The sequence below is a fragment of the Methyloglobulus sp. genome (genome assembly GCF_964779595.1).
Genome location: NZ_CBAROL010000003.1, coordinates 118,539 through 134,741 on the forward strand (window position 1 = coordinate 118,539; position 16,203 = coordinate 134,741).

Below are 16,203 nucleotides of genomic sequence, written 5' to 3' on the forward strand. Positions count from 1 at the left end.
AATAATAGAACCGTACATAAGGTACAAGGTGAAAGGATGAAGGTGCAAGTTTTTTTGACCTTGCATTCTTTACCTCAAGTGTAGCAACTATCTTCCCGACCCACCCAAATATAAGCGATCACAATAGCAACACCACAGCTTAATGCGGCGGCTGAATAGATAATATGGGAACCTAAAGGCTCCCAATAATAACCGCTAAATAGACTACCTAACATGCCGCCCAAACCAAAGCTCAAACTGTGATACAAAGCTTGTCCCTTAGCTTGATGATGCTGGTCGAAATAGCGATGCACGAAATGGATAGCAGCAATATGTGTGCCTCCAAATGTGGCGGCATGGAGCAATTGGGCAAATAATAGCAAATAGATATTATCCACATAACCGCCAATCAACACCCAGCGCAATATGGCAAATATTAAACTGGTAAGCAAAATGCCGCGTAAGGAATAGCGCTTCAATAGTGCCTTCATAAACAGGAACAAGACAATTTCGGCGATCACGCCCAACGACCAGAGCAGCCCGGTTGTTGTCGTCGAATACAGATGCTGTTTCAGGTAAATCGAATAAAACACATAATACGGTGCATGGGCAAATTGGATCAGCACGTAGACAAACAGGAATGCGATAACTTCCGGTTTTTTGATGATGCTGACTATGCGAGCTGGGCTGTGGTCATGGCTGATGATACGGCTTTTGGGGGTTACTAACGCCGTTAACCAAGTCAAAGCCAATAATTCCGTAATCAAGACGGGCAACAGAACTATGGGCTGGCTATCGAGCAATTTGCCGACTGCCGCCACTGTCAGTATAAATCCGACCGAACCCCATAAGCGGATACGACTGTAACCATGCGAGTCTTCCTGCAAGTGCGCTAAGGTTATCGCTTCATACAGCGGCAATGGCGCATTCCAGAAAAAGCTAAAGGCAATGGTCAGCCAAGCGAATTCCATATAATCATGGACTGCCAAAAATCCGGCAAACAAGAGTGCCGCAAAAAACGAGGTCCAGCGGATGATACGCAGGTTTTTCCGGCTATGGTCGGCAATCCAGCCCCAAAGATTAGGCGCAATAATTTTGGTGCCAACTAAAAGCGCGGATAACTGACCTATTTCGGCGGGATTAAAGCCGTTTTCTTTTAGATAAAGACTCCAATAGGGAATGAAAGCACCCAGGGCGGCGAAATAGCAGAGGTAGAAGCTGGAGAGTCGCCAATAAGGAACTGCCATTTAGAAACCACAATGTAGGGTGCATTTTATGCACCATAAAAAAGTGTTATTCATTAAGTAAGTGCAAAGTTTTATCATCAAATAGCAAATTGACATGGTTTTTGGTGCATGGAATGCACCCTACTATTCACCAAAACCTGTTAATTCTTCATCACCAGACACACCCGCCCAATCCACGCCATAAACACCTTGTCCAACATAACGATGAAATGTCGAATACGGCCAATCCGATACCTTTTTAACCAACTCATGTTTCACCGGATTGTAATGGATGTAATCGACATGTTTATGAAAATCACTTTCGTCCCGGATTTGATGCTCCCAAAACCGCCGTTGCCAAAAAGTTGATTCCTTTCTTTTAAGTTTTGATGGATTCAGCCATTCATCGCGCTTTAATTCCGAGTTACATTGTTTGGTAACAAATCGTTTGATTAACGCCCAACGGATACCAAAATCGGCATCATCAGGCGGCAATGTCCAAATGGCGTGAAGATGATCGGGCAATAAAACCCAGGCATCGATGACAAATGGGTGTGTTATTTGCGCTGCCTTAATCCCTTCACGCAATGCGGTACGAACCCGTTCGTCACATAAAAACGGTTGTCGGCGATAAGTCACGACCGTAAAAAAATAAGTTCCGCCTTTGGTATTCGCCCGTCGATATTCAGACATCAATCGTAGGGTGCATTTTATGCACCATAAGGCGTTGTTATTATGTGTAAGCGCAAAATTTATCATCAAAGGCAAATATTAGCGTGATTTTGGTGCATGAAATGCACCCTACTTGACTATTAACCTTAGCTCAAAACCGGCAACCCCGAATCCACCCCAAAATTCTGCGCTCGATGTCGTAAAAAATGATCCATGAGGATAATCGCCATCATCGCTTCTGCAATCGGGGTTGCCCGTATGCCGACACAAGGATCATGACGGCCTTCGGTAATGACCTCGACGGCCTCACCGCGCGTATTGATACTGCGCCCAGGCAAGCGAAGGCTGGAAGTTGGTTTTAGAGCGATGCTGGCGGTAATAGGCTGGCCGCTGGATATGCCGCCCAAAATACCGCCCGCATGATTGCTTAAAAAACCATCGGGCGTAATCTCATCCCGAAACTGGGTGCCTTTGGTGTTAACGCAGTCAAACCCACCGCCAATTTCTACGCCCTTGACCGCATTGATGCTCATCAGGGCGTGTGCCAAATCCGCATCCAAACGGTCGAAGATCGGCTCGCCCAAACCCGGCGGTACGTTGGTGGCGACGACTTCGATCCGTGCGCCGATGGATTCGCCTTCTTTACGTAAGGCATCCATGTATTTTTCCATTTCCGGCACTTTGCTGGCATCTGGGCAAAAAAACGGGTTGCTGTCGATAATATTCCAGTCAACCGTTTCTATTTTGATCGGCCCTAACTGGGATAAGTAACCGCGAATTTCAATTCCGGCGATTTCACGCAGATATTTCTTGGCTATGCCTCCTGCCGCCACGCGCATGGCGGTTTCCCGTGCCGATGAACGCCCACCGCCGCGATAATCCCTAAAACCATATTTATGTTGATAGGTGTAATCGGCATGACCGGGACGGAAGGTTTCAGCAATTTTGGAATAATCTTTTGAGCGTTGGTCGGTATTTTCGATAAGCAAACCGATAGGTGTTCCCGTGGTTTTGCCTTCAAATACGCCGGACAGGATTTTAACCGCATCGTCTTCCCGTCTTTGCGTGGTATGCCTGGAAGTGCCTGGCTTACGTCGATCCAGGTCGTTTTGCAGGTCGGCTTCCGATAACGCCATTCCAGGAGGACAGCCATCGACGATACAACCAATCGCAGGGCCGTGGCTTTCGCCAAACGAGGTGACGGCAAACAGTTTTCCTATGGTATTTCCAGACATTTCAATACGTTGTGTTAATTGATGGCGTTTGCAAATTGTTCATGATAATCATTAAGCTGTTCTGCGGTCAGCAAAAAAACACCGTCACCGCCGCGTTCAAAAGCTAACCAGTAAAAAGGTACTGTGGGGAATGCTTGTTGTAATGTCTCGGCACTGCTGCCAACTTCGACGACCAATATCCCTTGCGGCGTTAGGTAATCTTTGGCTTCTGCCAGTATGCGGATGACAATATCCAAACCGGAATCACCCGCAACAAATCCGATTTCCGGCTCGGCATGGAATTCTGGCGAGAGTTGCTGCCACTCTGCAATCGCCACATACGGCGGATTGCTGACAATAATATCGTACAACTCATCAGGTAACTGATCGAACAAGTCCGATTGATACAGCATGACTTCATCTGTAAGCTGATGTTTTATAACATTAATTTCGGCAACTGCCAGCGCATCAGTTGATAAATCAACTGCATCAACTTCGGCATCAGGGAAGGCATAAGCACAGGCAATAGCAATACAGCCGCTGCCTGTACACAAATCTAAAATACGTTCGACTTGATCTTCTTCTATCCACGGTGCAAAGCGTTGTTCGATGAGCTCGGCAATCGGAGACCGTGGTACTAACACCCGCTCGTCAACGTAAAACGATAAGCCAGCAAAAATAGCTTCGTGCGTGAGGTAGGCGGCGGGTTTGCGTTCGCTTATGCGCCTTTCGATAATCGCTATAATAGCTTGCCGTTCTTCTACAGTAAGTGCCGACTGCAAATAGAATTCACTTAAGTTATACGGTAGATGCAAAGTGTGCAAGACCAATGCAGCGGCTTCATCTAACGCAGTTGCTGTACCATGACCGAACTCAAGTTTAGCTTCAGCAAATCGGCTTGCGCCCCAGCGGATATAATCCCTGAGTGTGGTTAAAGACGATCTTACATCAGGTGATAGGGCATTCATTCAGTGGCAGAAAACAGGAAATTGGAGCTGACAAAGTGGGTAATTTTAAACTAAAGCGGCTGACGTTGCTGAATTACCTGGGTAATCTTTGAGCAAGTTGCTTGGTTCTTGCCCTTCGACATCGCTCAGGAGAGCATTTGACCAGCTCACCCGAACAGAATCAATAAATTTACCAAGCGGGGAATTCTGTTCTGAACTCTTTTGTACACGCGTGCTTTTTGTCAAAGGTCTTGCTATGACTGTTTCTGTCAATCAATTTCCTCAACAAACGTATTCATGATTGGTACTTGGACATAATGTTTTTTGTCATCCCAAAAGTAGTAATAGCCTTTATCGCTAGATGTGACTTTACCGTTATCTATTCGCCAGGTTTTGGTAGTTGTGCCATTGGCATAGGTGACCAAATAATCTCCGTCCAAAATCTCTACTACTTTCCTAGATAGCTGGTTTTGCTGATCTTGGGTACACCCCGCCAAAAGTATCAAACTTAATGATAAAAATATTTTCATTCTGCAATCCTCGCAATCTGTTTGTGTTAAAAGTGATCTTTTAAATAGGAACAATTTCAATATCTGACTTGAAATCACCATTCGGAAATTCCTGTATTGAAAGCAAATAATACGTTACGTTAAGCATTTTCTAAGGATTATCTCACCCAAAAATCTAAAAAAATTCCCATAAAAACCGCTAAACCGAACCAGTTATTGTTCAAAAACGCCTGAAAACACTGCTTTTTGTCACGATGAAAAATCAATTTCTGCTGATATATCGACAATCCGGCAGCAACCGACAAGCCCAAGTAATAAGCCCAACCGAGCTGCTGCATAATGCCTACCGTTACCAATAAGCCGAGAATTATCAATTGCAAAACTGCCATGATGTGGCGGTCATAATCGCCAAACAGGATGGCAGTGGATTTAACGCCAATCTTTAAGTCATCATCTTTATCGACCATTGCGTACATAGTGTCGTATACCAGTGCCCATAGCATCACCGCCAGATATAGAATCCAGGTCACGGCAGGGAGTTGGTTTTGCTGGGCAGCAAATGCCATAGGCACTGCCCAACCAAAGGCGATACCCAGATAAGCCTGGGGCAATTGCGTGTAACGCTTGGTAAACGGATAACTCGCGGCTAAAAATGCTGCGACGAATGACAATAATATCGTGTAGATATTCAATAGCAATACCAGACCAAAAGCACACAAGCATAGCACCACAAACACGACCAAAGCCTCTTTGGGAGCGACCTTACCCGCCGCGATAGGGCGTAGCTTGGTGCGTTCGACATGGGGGTCAAAATCTCGGTCAGCATAATCATTAATGATGCAGCCTGCTGATCGCATAAATACCACACCTAAGCAAAAAACCGTTAATATCAAGGCATCTGGCTTGCCGTCACTTGCCACCCACAATGCCCATAATGCAGGCCATAGCAGGATGAGAATACCGATGGGGCGATCTAATCGTGCCAACAGGCTGTACTGTTTGGCTCGATCTAGCAGCCGATGTTTGATAAGTGATAGTGCCATTTATAAATCGGAATTTAATCAGGATGCTATTATAATCGCTTAAGATTCAAGATTGTTTGATATTGGTTTTAAATAGGCGAATCATCATGGCTGTAAAAATTTACCACAACCCACGCTGCACTAAATCTCGGCAAACCTTACAACTGCTGAAAGACCGTGGCATTGAACCGGAAGTGATTGAGTACCTGAAAACACCGCCCAATGCCGATGAGTTGGCTGATATTCTGGATAAACTAGGCATCGAACCACGCGCTTTAATGCGTAAGCAAGAAGCCGAATATAAGGCTAATGGTCTGGACAATAGTGCATTGGATAAACAATCGCTAATCAACGGCATGGTAAACCATCCTATCTTGATCGAACGTCCGATTGTGCTTGCCAATGGCAAGGCGGCGATAGGCCGTCCACCGGAAAATGTGCTTGGTATTCTATAAAACAGGTTGATTCTGTTCATCCTGAGCTTGTCGAAGGACTTATTCAGAACTTACTTAATAACCGCACCCTAATTAATCATGGCAAAAATCCTGATACTTTATTACTCACGTGATGGCTCTACTGCCGAGATGGCTAACTTAATTGCACGGGGCGTTGAATCGGTCAAAGGCGCAGAAGCCGTACTTAGAACAGTCCCTGATGTTTCCACCGTCTGCGAAAAAACTGCCAGCACCATTCCAGCCGAAGGCGCAATTTACGCCACCTTGGACGATTTGAAAAGCTGTGATGGCCTGGCGCTAGGCAGCCCTACCCGCTTCGGCAATATGGCTTCCCCGTTGAAACACTTTCTCGATAGCACGACAGAACTCTGGTTTTCTGGCGCACTTTCAGGCAAACCCGCCGGAGTATTTACCTCCACAGGCAGTATGCACGGCGGACAGGAAACCACCTTATTGTCTATGATGTTGCCACTACTGCACCACGGCATGATGATATTAGGCTTACCGTATTCAGAAAATGCCTTGCGTGAAACAACATCTGGAGGCACGCCTTACGGTTCCAGCCGCGTAACAACTGATGATATGCCTATAACCGAACATGAAAAAATGCTGTGCATTGCACTAGGTTCACGCCTAGCGAAAACCGCACTGTTGCTAAAACCAAGCGCATGAAAATTGCGCCCCATTTCCTTTATTGGATCGCCGTAGTGGGCTTTTTCGGATTATTCGCTTTACTGATGCTGTGGAATACCGTTCTTACGCCGCCATCTAAGTTTCCTGTTGCATTGATGATTTTAATTACGGTCACACCCTTGTTATTACCTATGCGAGGATTTTTGGATACAAATCTGAAAAGCTGTGCGTGGTTAGCTTATATCAGCCTGATTTACTTTATACACGGCTGCGTTGAAGCTTACGTTAATGCCAGCACAAGACCCTACGCCTTGCTAGAAATCCTACTTAGCCTGATGATTTTTTTTGGCGCATCATTTTATATACGTTTGACGGGAACCCGCACCTGAATGGCAGAACAGCTACCCGTCAAATTTGAATTTAGGGCAAATCAGACATTCGACGACTTCTATCCGGGCTGCAACCAGGAAATTATCGAGCAGTTAAAAAAGACTGCCGCAGGAACAGGCGAACAACTTATTTTCCTCTGGGGCGATAAAGGTCATGGGAAAAGCCATTTATTGCAGGCTTGCTGCCATGAAGCATTCAAGCGAAATATTAGTGCCTTCTACCTGGATTTATCGAATTCTACTTCAATCAAGCCCGAGCTCTTTGCCGGACTTGAAGATTTTGAACTTGTTTGCTTTGACAACATAGACTCTCTTGCAGGACGAGCAGATTGGGAATTGGCTTTTTTTAATTTATTTAACCAGCATCGTGACCGAAACCACAGGCTGATCCTATCAGCATCCTGTGCGCCTTGCGCCATTGCCTTTAGCTTACCTGATTTGCAAACCCGAATTAACTGGGGGCTGTCCTTAAAAATCCAGCCTTTGGAGGATGACGACAAAATCGCCGCGCTAACGCATAAGGCACAACAAATGGGATTTGAGATTACGCCGCCAGTCGCACGTTTCTTACTTACCCATTACGACAGGAACCTATCGTCGTTATGGGTAATGCTGGACAAGCTGGACTGGGCATCGTTGGCAGCCAAACGTAAGCTGACTATCCCTTTCTTGAAGCAGATTTTGGAACAACAGGATTAAAACAGTCATTTGCTATAGAAAACGTAATCCGCACTATACCGCACCCGACTCTCTCCGCCGAGATGGTTGTTATCACAACCAGATAATGGCGCAACACCACCTTTGGTATTGATGCGCTGTATATAATTGGCTTTAGCCAACACGCCATCGCGCTGATGTTCAGTAACCTCAAGCAATAACCAAGCCGCAGAAGCCTTATCCGGTGCATCGATTTTTTGGATAGCCTTGGCTTTCACCCTGCTACCATCTTTGTGCGTCCAGCTAGGTCCTGCACCGTGAGTTCCAACCAAGGCTTGATTTTGCGTATCGTATAATTTGGCTTCGGGCGAATGCCATTGCCAAGCATATTCGCCAGCTTTTAACATGCAGTGGAAAATCTGGTCGCCTTTGGCATGGACGGTCAAATACGCACTATTCCCTTCTGGTATCTTGATGGCATCCGGTATCGCCACATCAACTGCCCTAGCAGCACCGAAACAAAGTTGCAACAAGAAAACGATAGAACAAACAATCTTATTGGGCATATCTTCCTACCAAGGCATGGGTTTGCCATCATATTTAAAAAAAGCGCCGGATTGCGCCAAGGTAAAACCATTTATCACGGCACACATTCCGCTTACACTGGTTTTGCTGTCAATCAAGGCATTTGCTCCGCCCATATCAGTTTGTACCCAACCTGGATGCAGTATAAGTACGCCGATATTTTGATTCCTTAACTCAATCGACAGGCTTTTCATCGCTGCATTTAACGCCGCCTTGCTTGATCGGTAAAGGATACTGCCACCACTGTCATTATCGGAAACGCTACCCATTAAGCTGCTGACATTGACAATCAACTTTTTGTCGCCGCGTATGATTTGCGGTAAAAAAGTTTCTGCCATCTTCATCGGTGCTAAGGTATTGATTAGCATGGAGTGCTGCCAAGCCTGATAGTCCAGTTGCCCAAAACCGTTACTGCTATTATCGTCATAAACACCGGCATTATTGATTAATACATCAATGCTGGCAGCTGATAATTTTTTAGACAACTTATCGATTTGATCGAGATAAGTTACATCTAACGCTTCTATTTGTATGGAAGCGTAATGTTGGCACAATGCGCTTAGCCCATCGGCCTGCGCCGGATTGCGGCAACAGGCAATCACATTCCAGCCCGCATCGGCATATAGTCGGCAAAACTCCAAGCCCAAGCCGCGATTGGCTCCGGTAATTAAAACGGTAGTCATGGCATACTCCTTAGTTTTCAATCTGAAAATATCACGTCACTATTAGACTGTTAAATAGTCTTTCCCTATGAGGTCACATGATAGTCTCTTTTACTATCCTCATAAAGCTGGTTATCTGTCGGGTTTATTTTTGTATGCTTACTTTCTAGGTAACATCACCCCATCACGGAAATATCTTATAATCGTCCACATCATCCCTTGCCTAATTCAATAATATGACAACAAAAACCAATAACCCCTTGCCCGTTGACGTACAAATGGGGCAACGCTATTCCTGGTGTAGCTGCGGTTACAGCCAAACCATGCCGCTATGCGATCATTCACACCGCGAAAAATCAACTAAGAAATCGGTAAAATGTTACTCAGGGACAACAGGAACGATAGCTTTATGCGGTTGCTCCGAGACCCGAACGCCACCTTTTTGCGATCAACAACAATGCAAAAAATGAAACGCAACTATCATGGCTATAGAAATTGAACATAAGTTTTTGCTTGCTAACGAGGATTGGCGCAGGTCTATCCAAAAATCCGTAAAGTACAAACAGGGCTACTTAAGTTCTCAACCCACAAGCTCAATACGGATTCGCATTTCCGACAATCAAGCCTGGCTGAATATCAAAAGCGCAACCATTGGTACGCAACGGCTAGAATTTGAATACGAAATTCCATTGCCCGATGCTGAGGAAATCATTAATAAGCTCTGCGGTAAACTGATAGAAAAAATCCGCCATTTTATAACGCATGACCGCAATATCTGGGAAATTGATGAGTTTGAAGGTGACAACCAAGGTCTGATTGTTGCGGAGATTGAACTCGCCGAAGTGGGGCAAGAATTTATCAAACCAGACTGGTTAGGCGCAGAAGTCACTCAGGATTTGCGTTTTTACAACAACAATTTGGCTATAAATCCCTACAAAAACTGGCTCATTAAATAAATATTTCGACTTAATAGACAAATAATTCATAGACCTATTGAATAATATTGAATATTGTTCTATAGTGAATGTATGAAAAAAACAACTTTTGTTGCATTACTACTACTTTCCATTCAATGCTTCGCAGAAGACATAACATCTTCTGCTCAAGCAATCGAATCCGAGTGGGCATCGATATATTACAAACTGCCTAAAACCAAGCAGGAAGCCGCTTATGACGCGCTACTTACCAAGGCAGAACAGCTTGCAGTGCAATTTCCTAACACGGCTGAACCGCTATTCTGGCAAGCACTGGTCATAGCGACCCATGCGGAACTGCAAGATGGCTTTACTGCACTCAAAGCGATTCACAAATCACGGGATTTGCTGCTAGCAGCCATTAAAATCAACCCACAAACGGCAAATGGCTCGGCTTATGTCACGTTAGGTACGCTTTACTACATGGTTCCCAGTTGGCCGATAGCTTTTGGTGATGCCGAAAAAGCGGAAAAAATGTTTCAAGCCGCATTAAAAATCAATCCAAATGGCATTGATGCCAATTATTTTTATGGTGACTTCTTATTAGCCAACAACAAAGCCAAAGAAGCACAAAGCTATTTTGAGAAGGCATTATTAGCACCTACCCGAAAAGAACAGTCATTTGCAGACAGCGAACTCAAGGATGAAGTGAAACTTGCGCTTGCCAACACAAAAAACCGTAAAATCAATGGCGTAAAAAATACATTCTTTTCATTATTCAATTCGGCAAGTTTAAAATAGCTAAATATTTATCTGTCAGTATTTTAAGCTGTCCAGTAAATACTACTTATTAGCCAGTCTTCTGTTCTATAGGTGGTCAGATTCTGTTAAAATGCCCCGTCAAAAAACAACCTTTGTTTAAACTATCCTGGTAGAAAATGTATGGCTTTTGTAGTCACCGAAAACTGTATTAAATGTAAATTTACCGACTGTGTCGATGTATGTCCGGTCGATTGCTTCCATCAAGGTCCAAATTTTTTGGTAATTGATCCTGACGAGTGTATTGATTGCACCTTATGTGAACCTGAATGCCCTGCGAATGCCATATTTGCTGAAGATGAAGTCCCTGAAGGACAAGAAAACTTTATCGCTTTAAATGCCGAATTATCCAAACTGTGGCCGGTTATTACCGAAGTAACCAAACCTTTAGCAGAAGCTGATGAATGGAATGGTAAAGAAGGAAAATTAGAATTATTAGAAAGATAGCTTTATCTTTAGGTAAATTTAAAGCATAAAAAAACCGGCATTGCCGGTTTTTTTATGCTTCATTGATTATTCATCAATCCAATAATCAAGATTCAGTAGGTCTATCAACCAACTCAACATACGCCATCGGAGCATCGTCCCCTGGTCTGAAACCACATTTCATAATGCGGAGGTAGCCTCCTGGACGATTTTTGTAACGTGGTCCCAATTCATTAAACAGTTTGGTTACCATGTCACGATCACGTAGCCTTGCGAAAGCAAGCCGTCTTTTTGCTACGCTATCATCTTTTGATAAGGTAATCAAAGGTTCAGCAAAGCCGCGTAATTCTTTCGCTTTGGGCAATGTTGTTTTGATCAACTCATGCTTGAACAATGAATTAGCCATGTTACTGAATAGTGCCTTTCTATGGCTGCTATTCATATTAAGTTGTCTACCGCTTTTACGATGTCTCATTACTACAGACCTATGTTAGTGTGTTATAGCGTGTGATTGGTCAGCAAGACTGTCAGGCGGCCAATTATCTAAACGCATACCCAAGGACAACCCTTTCAAAGCCAAGATGTCTTTTATTTCAGTCAACGACTTTTTACCAAGGTTGGGTGTTTTTAACAATTCGACCTCAGTACGCTGAATCAAATCGCCAATATAAAATATATTCTCTGCTTTTAAGCAATTCGCCGAACGAACCGTCAACTCAAGATCATCAACCGGACGCAACAAAATCGGATCAATATCATCTTCAACAACGGTAACATCCTCAATTTGAGGATGAACTACCCGCTCAAAATCAACAAATACCGACAATTGATCGTGAAGAATAGTTGCTGCCAATTTAATTGTTTGTTCTGGATCAACAGTTCCGTTGGTTTCCAGCTCAATAATCAATTTATCTAAATTGGTTCGTTGTTCAACACGAGTGCTTTCAACATGGTAAGCCACTTTAACAATTGGCGTATACGATGCATCTAAATGCAAGGCACCAACAACTGGAACGTAATCTGATTGAGTCTTACGAACACTAAGCGGCTCATAACCCCTACCACGACGAATCCGTATTTTCATGTTTAACACACCTGCTTGAGTCAGATTGGCAATGACTAAGTCAGGATTAATAATTTCTACGTCGTGGGGCAATGTAATATCAGCAGCTGTTACGCTACCCTCACCATTTTTAGTGAGCGTTAGCTCAACTTCATCCCTAGAGTGGAGTACGACTGCCAATTTTTTTAGGTTCAACAAAATGTCGATGACATCTTCCTGAACACCTTCTATAGTTGTGTACTCATGTTGCACACCCTCAATCTCGACATCTGTTACCGCACACCCTGGAATGGTGGACAGCAACACTCTTCTCAGAGCATTTCCCAGTGAATGTCCGAAACCTCTTTCTAAAGGCTCTATGACAATCCTAGAATGATTAGGTGTTTTACTTACAACCTCAACTAACCGAGGCTTTAACAATCCAGCAAAAGAATTTTGCATGTATCTTCCTCAGAACCGCAATTATTTTGAGTATAATTCTACGACCAACTGTTCGTTGATGTCGCTACCCAGATCAACACGATCCGGTAAAGAATTAAATGATCCCGTCATAGCTTTTGTATTAACTTCAAGCCACGCAGGGAAACCATATTGTTCAGCGACAACTAGCGCATCAACAATCCGTTGTTGCTTTTTTGCTTTTTCTCTAACTGACAATGTATCGCCAACTGAAAGCTGGTACGACGGTATATTTATTAAAGTACCATTTACTTGCACTGATTTATGACTAACTAGCTGCCTTGCTTCAGCACGAGTGGATGCAAAGCCCATACGATAAACAACATTATCTAATCTTGATTCAAGAAGGTTCAACAGATTCTCGCCTGTTGCACCTTTTTTCATATCAGCCGATTTATAGTAATTTCTGAATTGTTTCTCCAAAATACCATAAATTCTACGCAGTCGCTGCTTGGCTCTCAACTGGAGCGCATAATCTGAGCTTCTTGCACGTTTTGTACCGTGTTGACCAGGTCTTTGGTCTAACTTACATTTACCCTCTAAAGACTTACCTCTGCTCTTTAGAAAAAGGTCAGTTCCTTCTCTTCTACTTAATTTACAAGTGGGTCCAAGATATCTTGCCATTTATACAGCTCCTTAATTACACGCGGCGTTTTTTAGGTGGACGGCAACCATTGTGTGGAATGGGAGTCACATCAACAATGGTATTAATTTTGAACCCTAAATTATTCAGGGAACGCACAGCCGACTCACGTCCTGGGCCTGGACCTTTAATCTGCACATCAAGATTTTTCATACCAAACTCTAAAGCAACGGTGCCTGCTTTTTCAGCAGCTACCTGTGCAGCAAACGGCGTGCTTTTTCTTGAGCCACGAAAGCCTGAGCCTCCTGATGTCGCCCACGACAAAGCATTACCTTTTCTATCGGTAATCGTAATGATGGTATTATTGAATGAAGCATGGACATGAACAATGCCATCTGCTACTTCTCTTTTTATGCGTTTTCTGGTACGAGCTGGACTTGCCATTAATTTAGACCCTATTTATTTCTTACTTTTTAATCGGTTTGCGTGGCCCTTTACGAGTACGTGCATTGGTTTTAGTTCGCTGCCCTCTTAAGGGCAAACCACGACGATGCCTAATACCACGATAACATCCAAGATCCATCAACCTCTTGATATTCATAGATACTTCGCGACGCAAATCGCCCTCAACGGTCATTTTAGACACAACAGTACGAATAGACTCTAACTGATCTTCCGTTAGGTCTTTAATCTTTACAGATGTCAAAATACCGACTTTCTCACAAATATCACTTGCAGTTTGGCGACCAACTCCGTAAATAGAAGTTAATGCAATCCAAGCATGTTTATGCTCTGGTATGTTTATCCCGGCAATACGTGCCATCTAGTACTCCCCTGATAGGATTCTAAAGTTAACTCAAAATTTTAGCACTGCTGCAATTTTGCAGCAACAACTAATTCTATCCTTGACGTTGTTTATGTCTTCCATCTACACAGATAACCCTGACAACACCGCTTCTTTTCACAACCTTGCAGTTTCTACAAATTCTTTTAACCGAGGCTCTTACTTTCATTACCAACTCCTATAATTCATGCGTTATGGCTTATTTCTTCAAATTAGCTTTTTTCATCAAGCCTTCGTATTGCTGAGACATTAAATGCGTTTGCATCTGCGAAATAAAATCCATCACAACCACTACGATAATCAGCAAGGAAGTTCCGCCAAAGTAAAAAGGAACATTCCAGTAGACAATTAAAAATTCAGGCAACAGGCAGACTAAAGTAATATAAAAAGCCCCTATTAAAGTCAGCCGCGTCATGACTTTATCTATGTAGGCACTTGTTTGAATACCTGGCCTTATTCCTGGCAAAAATGCGCCGGACTTTTTCAAGTTTTCGGCAGTTTCTTTTGAGTTAAACACCAAAGCGGTATAAAAAAAGCAAAAGAAAATGATTGCCGTTGCATAAAACATAACATAAACAGGCTGACCTGGAGACAACATGGTTGCGATGTCTTGAAGCCAAGTGAAACCTTCAGTATTACCGAACCAACCAGCAATAGTTGCAGGAAATAAGATAATACTCGAAGCAAAAATAGGGGGAATAACACCAGCCATATTCAACTTAAGCGGCAAAAAACTGGTCTGTCCAGCATAGACTTTCCTACCTTGCTGCCGTTTGGGATAGTTAATGAGAATGCGTCTTTGACCTCTTTCAACAAAAACTACCAGCGCAGTAACGAATATTGACAATAAAAACAGTAGGATTATAAACCCACCATTCATTTCACCTGTTCTTGCTAGCTCTAGAGTACCACCAATCGCTTTTGGTAGACCGGATACAATACCTGCAAAAATTATCAAAGAGATACCATTACCGATACCACGCTCGGTTACTTGCTCACCTAGCCACATCAGGAACACCGTACCTGTCACCAAGGTTATGGTCGTAATAACGATAAAACTTAATCCCGGTGTCAAAACTACCGACAAACCGCCAGCCGTCTGATTTTGTAATGCTAGAGATATACCGATAGCTTGGAATGTTGCTAATACGACCGTACCGTACCGTGTATATTGAGAAATCTTTTTTCTTCCAGATTCGCCTTCTTTTTTAAGCTGTTCCATGGCTGGAATGACAACCGTCATTAACTGCATGATAATAGAAGCCGAAATATAAGGCATAATACCGAGTGCAAAGAGACTTAACCGCATCAATGCACCACCGGAGAACATATTAAACATATCCAGAATGGAGCCGCTTTGCTGCTCAAACATAACCTGGAGTGCTTTTGGATCTATTCCTGGCACAGGAATGTGAGCACCAATTCTATAAACGACAAACGCACCAAATACAAAAAGCAACCTGGAGTTTAACTCGGAAAAACCACCTGGCTTGTAGGAGGGTAACGCAGATTTTGGCGTACTCACTTAAACCTCGACCTTGCCACCAGCCGCTTCTATTGCGAGCTTTGCCCCGCCAGTTACGCTAATACCTTTAAGTGTGACTGCTCTTTTTATTTCGCCAGACAATATAACTTTCGCTTTTTTTGTAAAAGCAGGAACGATATTATTTTCGATCAAAATAGCAAGATCAACGGCATCTAAGTTCAGACCTTCTAATTCACCCAATCTAACTTCAGCAGAATACTTAGCCGTCCTAGAGCGGAAACCTATCTTAGGCAAACGACGCTGCAAGGGCATTTGACCACCCTCGAAACCAACTTTATGAAAGCCACCGCTGCGAGCCTTTTGACCTTTATGACCCTTACCACATGTCTTACCCATGGTACAGCCTATACCTCGACCAACTCTTCTGGATTTTTTCCTGGATCCTTCACTTGCTTGAATGGTATTCAAAAACATTATATTTCCTCGACTCTCAACATATAGGATACTTTATTTATCATACCCCTATTTTCCGGCGTGTTAAGAACCTCAACTGTCTGGTTGATCTTCCCTAAACCTAAACCTTTTAAACAAGCTCGATGCACGGGTAGCCGTCCGAACTTACTTTTTGTCATCGTAACACTTAACTTACTACTAGCCAT

At 43.5% G+C, this 16,203-nt stretch carries 26 protein-coding genes; 8 read left to right on the forward strand and 18 right to left on the reverse strand.

Annotated elements, in window-relative coordinates; translation table 11 throughout:
* Window positions 1–74: 74 nt before the first annotated feature.
* The 7 genes from AC1YY3_RS02495 to ubiA all read right to left on the reverse strand — a co-directional run bounded on the left by AC1YY3_RS02495 (window position 75) and on the right by ubiA (window position 5,590).
* A complete protein-coding gene (locus AC1YY3_RS02495) occupies window positions 75–1,226 on the reverse strand; it encodes an MFS transporter (protein WP_481822844.1) in 1,152 nt (383 codons plus the stop codon).
* A 123-nt stretch (window positions 1,227–1,349) separates the two neighbouring features.
* The gene (locus AC1YY3_RS02500) at window positions 1,350–1,898 is read right to left on the reverse strand and encodes an REP-associated tyrosine transposase (protein WP_481822843.1); all 549 of its coding nucleotides are present in this window, start codon (window positions 1,896–1,898) and stop codon (window positions 1,350–1,352) included.
* Between the two features lie 125 nt (window positions 1,899–2,023).
* Window positions 2,024–3,112 (reverse strand): chorismate synthase, encoded by a 1,089-nt coding sequence (aroC, locus tag AC1YY3_RS02505; protein WP_481822842.1) that lies wholly within the window; start codon window positions 3,110–3,112, stop codon window positions 2,024–2,026.
* A gap of 14 nt (window positions 3,113–3,126) precedes the next feature.
* Window positions 3,127–4,059 (reverse strand): 50S ribosomal protein L3 N(5)-glutamine methyltransferase, encoded by a 933-nt coding sequence (prmB, locus tag AC1YY3_RS02510; RefSeq protein ID WP_481822841.1) that lies wholly within the window; start codon window positions 4,057–4,059, stop codon window positions 3,127–3,129.
* Between the two features lie 45 nt (window positions 4,060–4,104).
* Complete coding sequence (locus AC1YY3_RS02515; RefSeq protein ID WP_481822840.1) at window positions 4,105–4,311, reverse strand: hypothetical protein; 207 nt, start codon at window positions 4,309–4,311, stop codon at window positions 4,105–4,107.
* Window positions 4,308–4,568 carry a hypothetical protein gene (locus AC1YY3_RS02520; protein ID WP_481822839.1) on the reverse strand — a complete coding sequence of 87 codons (261 nt, stop codon included), beginning with the start codon at window positions 4,566–4,568 and terminating at the stop codon, window positions 4,308–4,310. Before AC1YY3_RS02520 ends, AC1YY3_RS02515 begins: the two co-directional genes overlap by 4 nt.
* 137 nt (window positions 4,569–4,705) lie before the next feature.
* A complete protein-coding gene (ubiA, locus tag AC1YY3_RS02525; RefSeq protein ID WP_481822838.1) occupies window positions 4,706–5,590 on the reverse strand; it encodes a 4-hydroxybenzoate octaprenyltransferase in 885 nt (294 codons plus the stop codon).
* A gap of 86 nt (window positions 5,591–5,676) precedes the next feature.
* Here ubiA and arsC point away from each other — a divergent pair, with 86 nt between their 5' ends.
* The 4 genes from arsC (at window position 5,677) to hda (ending at window position 7,745) form a co-directional block, all read left to right on the forward strand.
* Window positions 5,677–6,024: an arsenate reductase (glutaredoxin) gene (arsC, locus tag AC1YY3_RS02530; RefSeq protein WP_481822837.1), complete on the forward strand. Its 348-nt coding sequence runs from the start codon at window positions 5,677–5,679 to the stop codon at window positions 6,022–6,024.
* Between the two features lie 78 nt (window positions 6,025–6,102).
* The gene (gene wrbA / locus AC1YY3_RS02535; RefSeq protein WP_481822836.1) at window positions 6,103–6,696 is read left to right on the forward strand and encodes an NAD(P)H:quinone oxidoreductase; all 594 of its coding nucleotides are present in this window, start codon (window positions 6,103–6,105) and stop codon (window positions 6,694–6,696) included.
* Entirely contained in the window at window positions 6,693–7,046 is a 354-nt protein-coding gene (locus AC1YY3_RS02540; protein WP_481822835.1) for a DUF2069 domain-containing protein, read from the forward strand. Before wrbA ends, AC1YY3_RS02540 begins: the two co-directional genes overlap by 4 nt.
* Window positions 7,047–7,745 carry a DnaA regulatory inactivator Hda gene (hda, locus tag AC1YY3_RS02545; RefSeq protein WP_481822834.1) on the forward strand — a complete coding sequence of 233 codons (699 nt, stop codon included), beginning with the start codon at window positions 7,047–7,049 and terminating at the stop codon, window positions 7,743–7,745.
* Between the two features lie 5 nt (window positions 7,746–7,750).
* On the opposite strand, the gene AC1YY3_RS02550 is transcribed toward hda, so the two are convergent.
* Together AC1YY3_RS02550 and AC1YY3_RS02555 are read right to left on the reverse strand one after the other, a co-directional pair.
* Window positions 7,751–8,269: a DUF3455 domain-containing protein gene (locus AC1YY3_RS02550; protein WP_481822833.1), complete on the reverse strand. Its 519-nt coding sequence runs from the start codon at window positions 8,267–8,269 to the stop codon at window positions 7,751–7,753.
* 6 nt (window positions 8,270–8,275) lie between these two features.
* Window positions 8,276–8,971 carry an SDR family oxidoreductase gene (locus tag AC1YY3_RS02555; protein ID WP_481822832.1) on the reverse strand — a complete coding sequence of 232 codons (696 nt, stop codon included), beginning with the start codon at window positions 8,969–8,971 and terminating at the stop codon, window positions 8,276–8,278.
* A gap of 215 nt (window positions 8,972–9,186) precedes the next feature.
* Between AC1YY3_RS02555 and AC1YY3_RS02560 the strand changes: the two genes are divergently transcribed.
* The 4 genes from AC1YY3_RS02560 to fdxA all read left to right on the forward strand — a co-directional run bounded on the left by AC1YY3_RS02560 (window position 9,187) and on the right by fdxA (window position 11,130).
* Window positions 9,187–9,420 (forward strand): CDGSH iron-sulfur domain-containing protein, encoded by a 234-nt coding sequence (locus AC1YY3_RS02560; RefSeq protein WP_481822831.1) that lies wholly within the window; start codon window positions 9,187–9,189, stop codon window positions 9,418–9,420.
* A gap of 12 nt (window positions 9,421–9,432) precedes the next feature.
* Window positions 9,433–9,906 carry a CYTH domain-containing protein gene (locus tag AC1YY3_RS02565; RefSeq protein WP_481822830.1) on the forward strand — a complete coding sequence of 158 codons (474 nt, stop codon included), beginning with the start codon at window positions 9,433–9,435 and terminating at the stop codon, window positions 9,904–9,906.
* 72 nt (window positions 9,907–9,978) lie between these two features.
* Window positions 9,979–10,665, forward strand: a complete 687-nt coding sequence (locus AC1YY3_RS02570) for a tetratricopeptide repeat protein (RefSeq protein ID WP_481822829.1) — start codon at window positions 9,979–9,981, stop codon at window positions 10,663–10,665.
* Between the two features lie 141 nt (window positions 10,666–10,806).
* A complete protein-coding gene (fdxA, locus tag AC1YY3_RS02575) occupies window positions 10,807–11,130 on the forward strand; it encodes a ferredoxin FdxA (protein ID WP_481822828.1) in 324 nt (107 codons plus the stop codon).
* An 85-nt stretch (window positions 11,131–11,215) separates the two neighbouring features.
* On the opposite strand, the gene rplQ is transcribed toward fdxA, so the two are convergent.
* The 9 genes from rplQ to rpmD all read right to left on the reverse strand — a co-directional run bounded on the left by rplQ (window position 11,216) and on the right by rpmD (window position 16,203).
* Entirely contained in the window at window positions 11,216–11,584 is a 369-nt protein-coding gene (rplQ, locus tag AC1YY3_RS02580) for a 50S ribosomal protein L17 (RefSeq protein ID WP_349025158.1), read from the reverse strand.
* Window positions 11,585–11,599: 15 nt separating this feature from the next.
* Window positions 11,600–12,613, reverse strand: coding sequence for a DNA-directed RNA polymerase subunit alpha (locus AC1YY3_RS02585; RefSeq protein WP_481822827.1), 1,014 nt, complete (start codon window positions 12,611–12,613; stop codon window positions 11,600–11,602).
* Window positions 12,614–12,634: 21 nt separating this feature from the next.
* A complete protein-coding gene (gene rpsD / locus AC1YY3_RS02590) occupies window positions 12,635–13,255 on the reverse strand; it encodes a 30S ribosomal protein S4 (RefSeq protein WP_481822826.1) in 621 nt (206 codons plus the stop codon).
* Between the two features lie 16 nt (window positions 13,256–13,271).
* Window positions 13,272–13,658, reverse strand: a complete 387-nt coding sequence (gene rpsK, locus AC1YY3_RS02595) for a 30S ribosomal protein S11 (protein ID WP_349025155.1) — start codon at window positions 13,656–13,658, stop codon at window positions 13,272–13,274.
* Between the two features lie 22 nt (window positions 13,659–13,680).
* Window positions 13,681–14,037, reverse strand: coding sequence for a 30S ribosomal protein S13 (gene rpsM, locus AC1YY3_RS02600; RefSeq protein WP_349025154.1), 357 nt, complete (start codon window positions 14,035–14,037; stop codon window positions 13,681–13,683).
* Window positions 14,038–14,113: 76 nt separating this feature from the next.
* Window positions 14,114–14,227, reverse strand: a complete 114-nt coding sequence (gene rpmJ / locus AC1YY3_RS02605; protein WP_349025153.1) for a 50S ribosomal protein L36 — start codon at window positions 14,225–14,227, stop codon at window positions 14,114–14,116.
* A 30-nt stretch (window positions 14,228–14,257) separates the two neighbouring features.
* Window positions 14,258–15,583, reverse strand: a complete 1,326-nt coding sequence (gene secY / locus AC1YY3_RS02610) for a preprotein translocase subunit SecY (protein ID WP_481822825.1) — start codon at window positions 15,581–15,583, stop codon at window positions 14,258–14,260.
* Window positions 15,584–16,018, reverse strand: coding sequence for a 50S ribosomal protein L15 (gene rplO, locus AC1YY3_RS02615; protein ID WP_481822824.1), 435 nt, complete (start codon window positions 16,016–16,018; stop codon window positions 15,584–15,586).
* Window positions 16,018–16,203, reverse strand: a complete 186-nt coding sequence (gene rpmD / locus AC1YY3_RS02620) for a 50S ribosomal protein L30 (RefSeq protein ID WP_481822823.1) — start codon at window positions 16,201–16,203, stop codon at window positions 16,018–16,020. Before rpmD ends, rplO begins: the two co-directional genes overlap by 1 nt.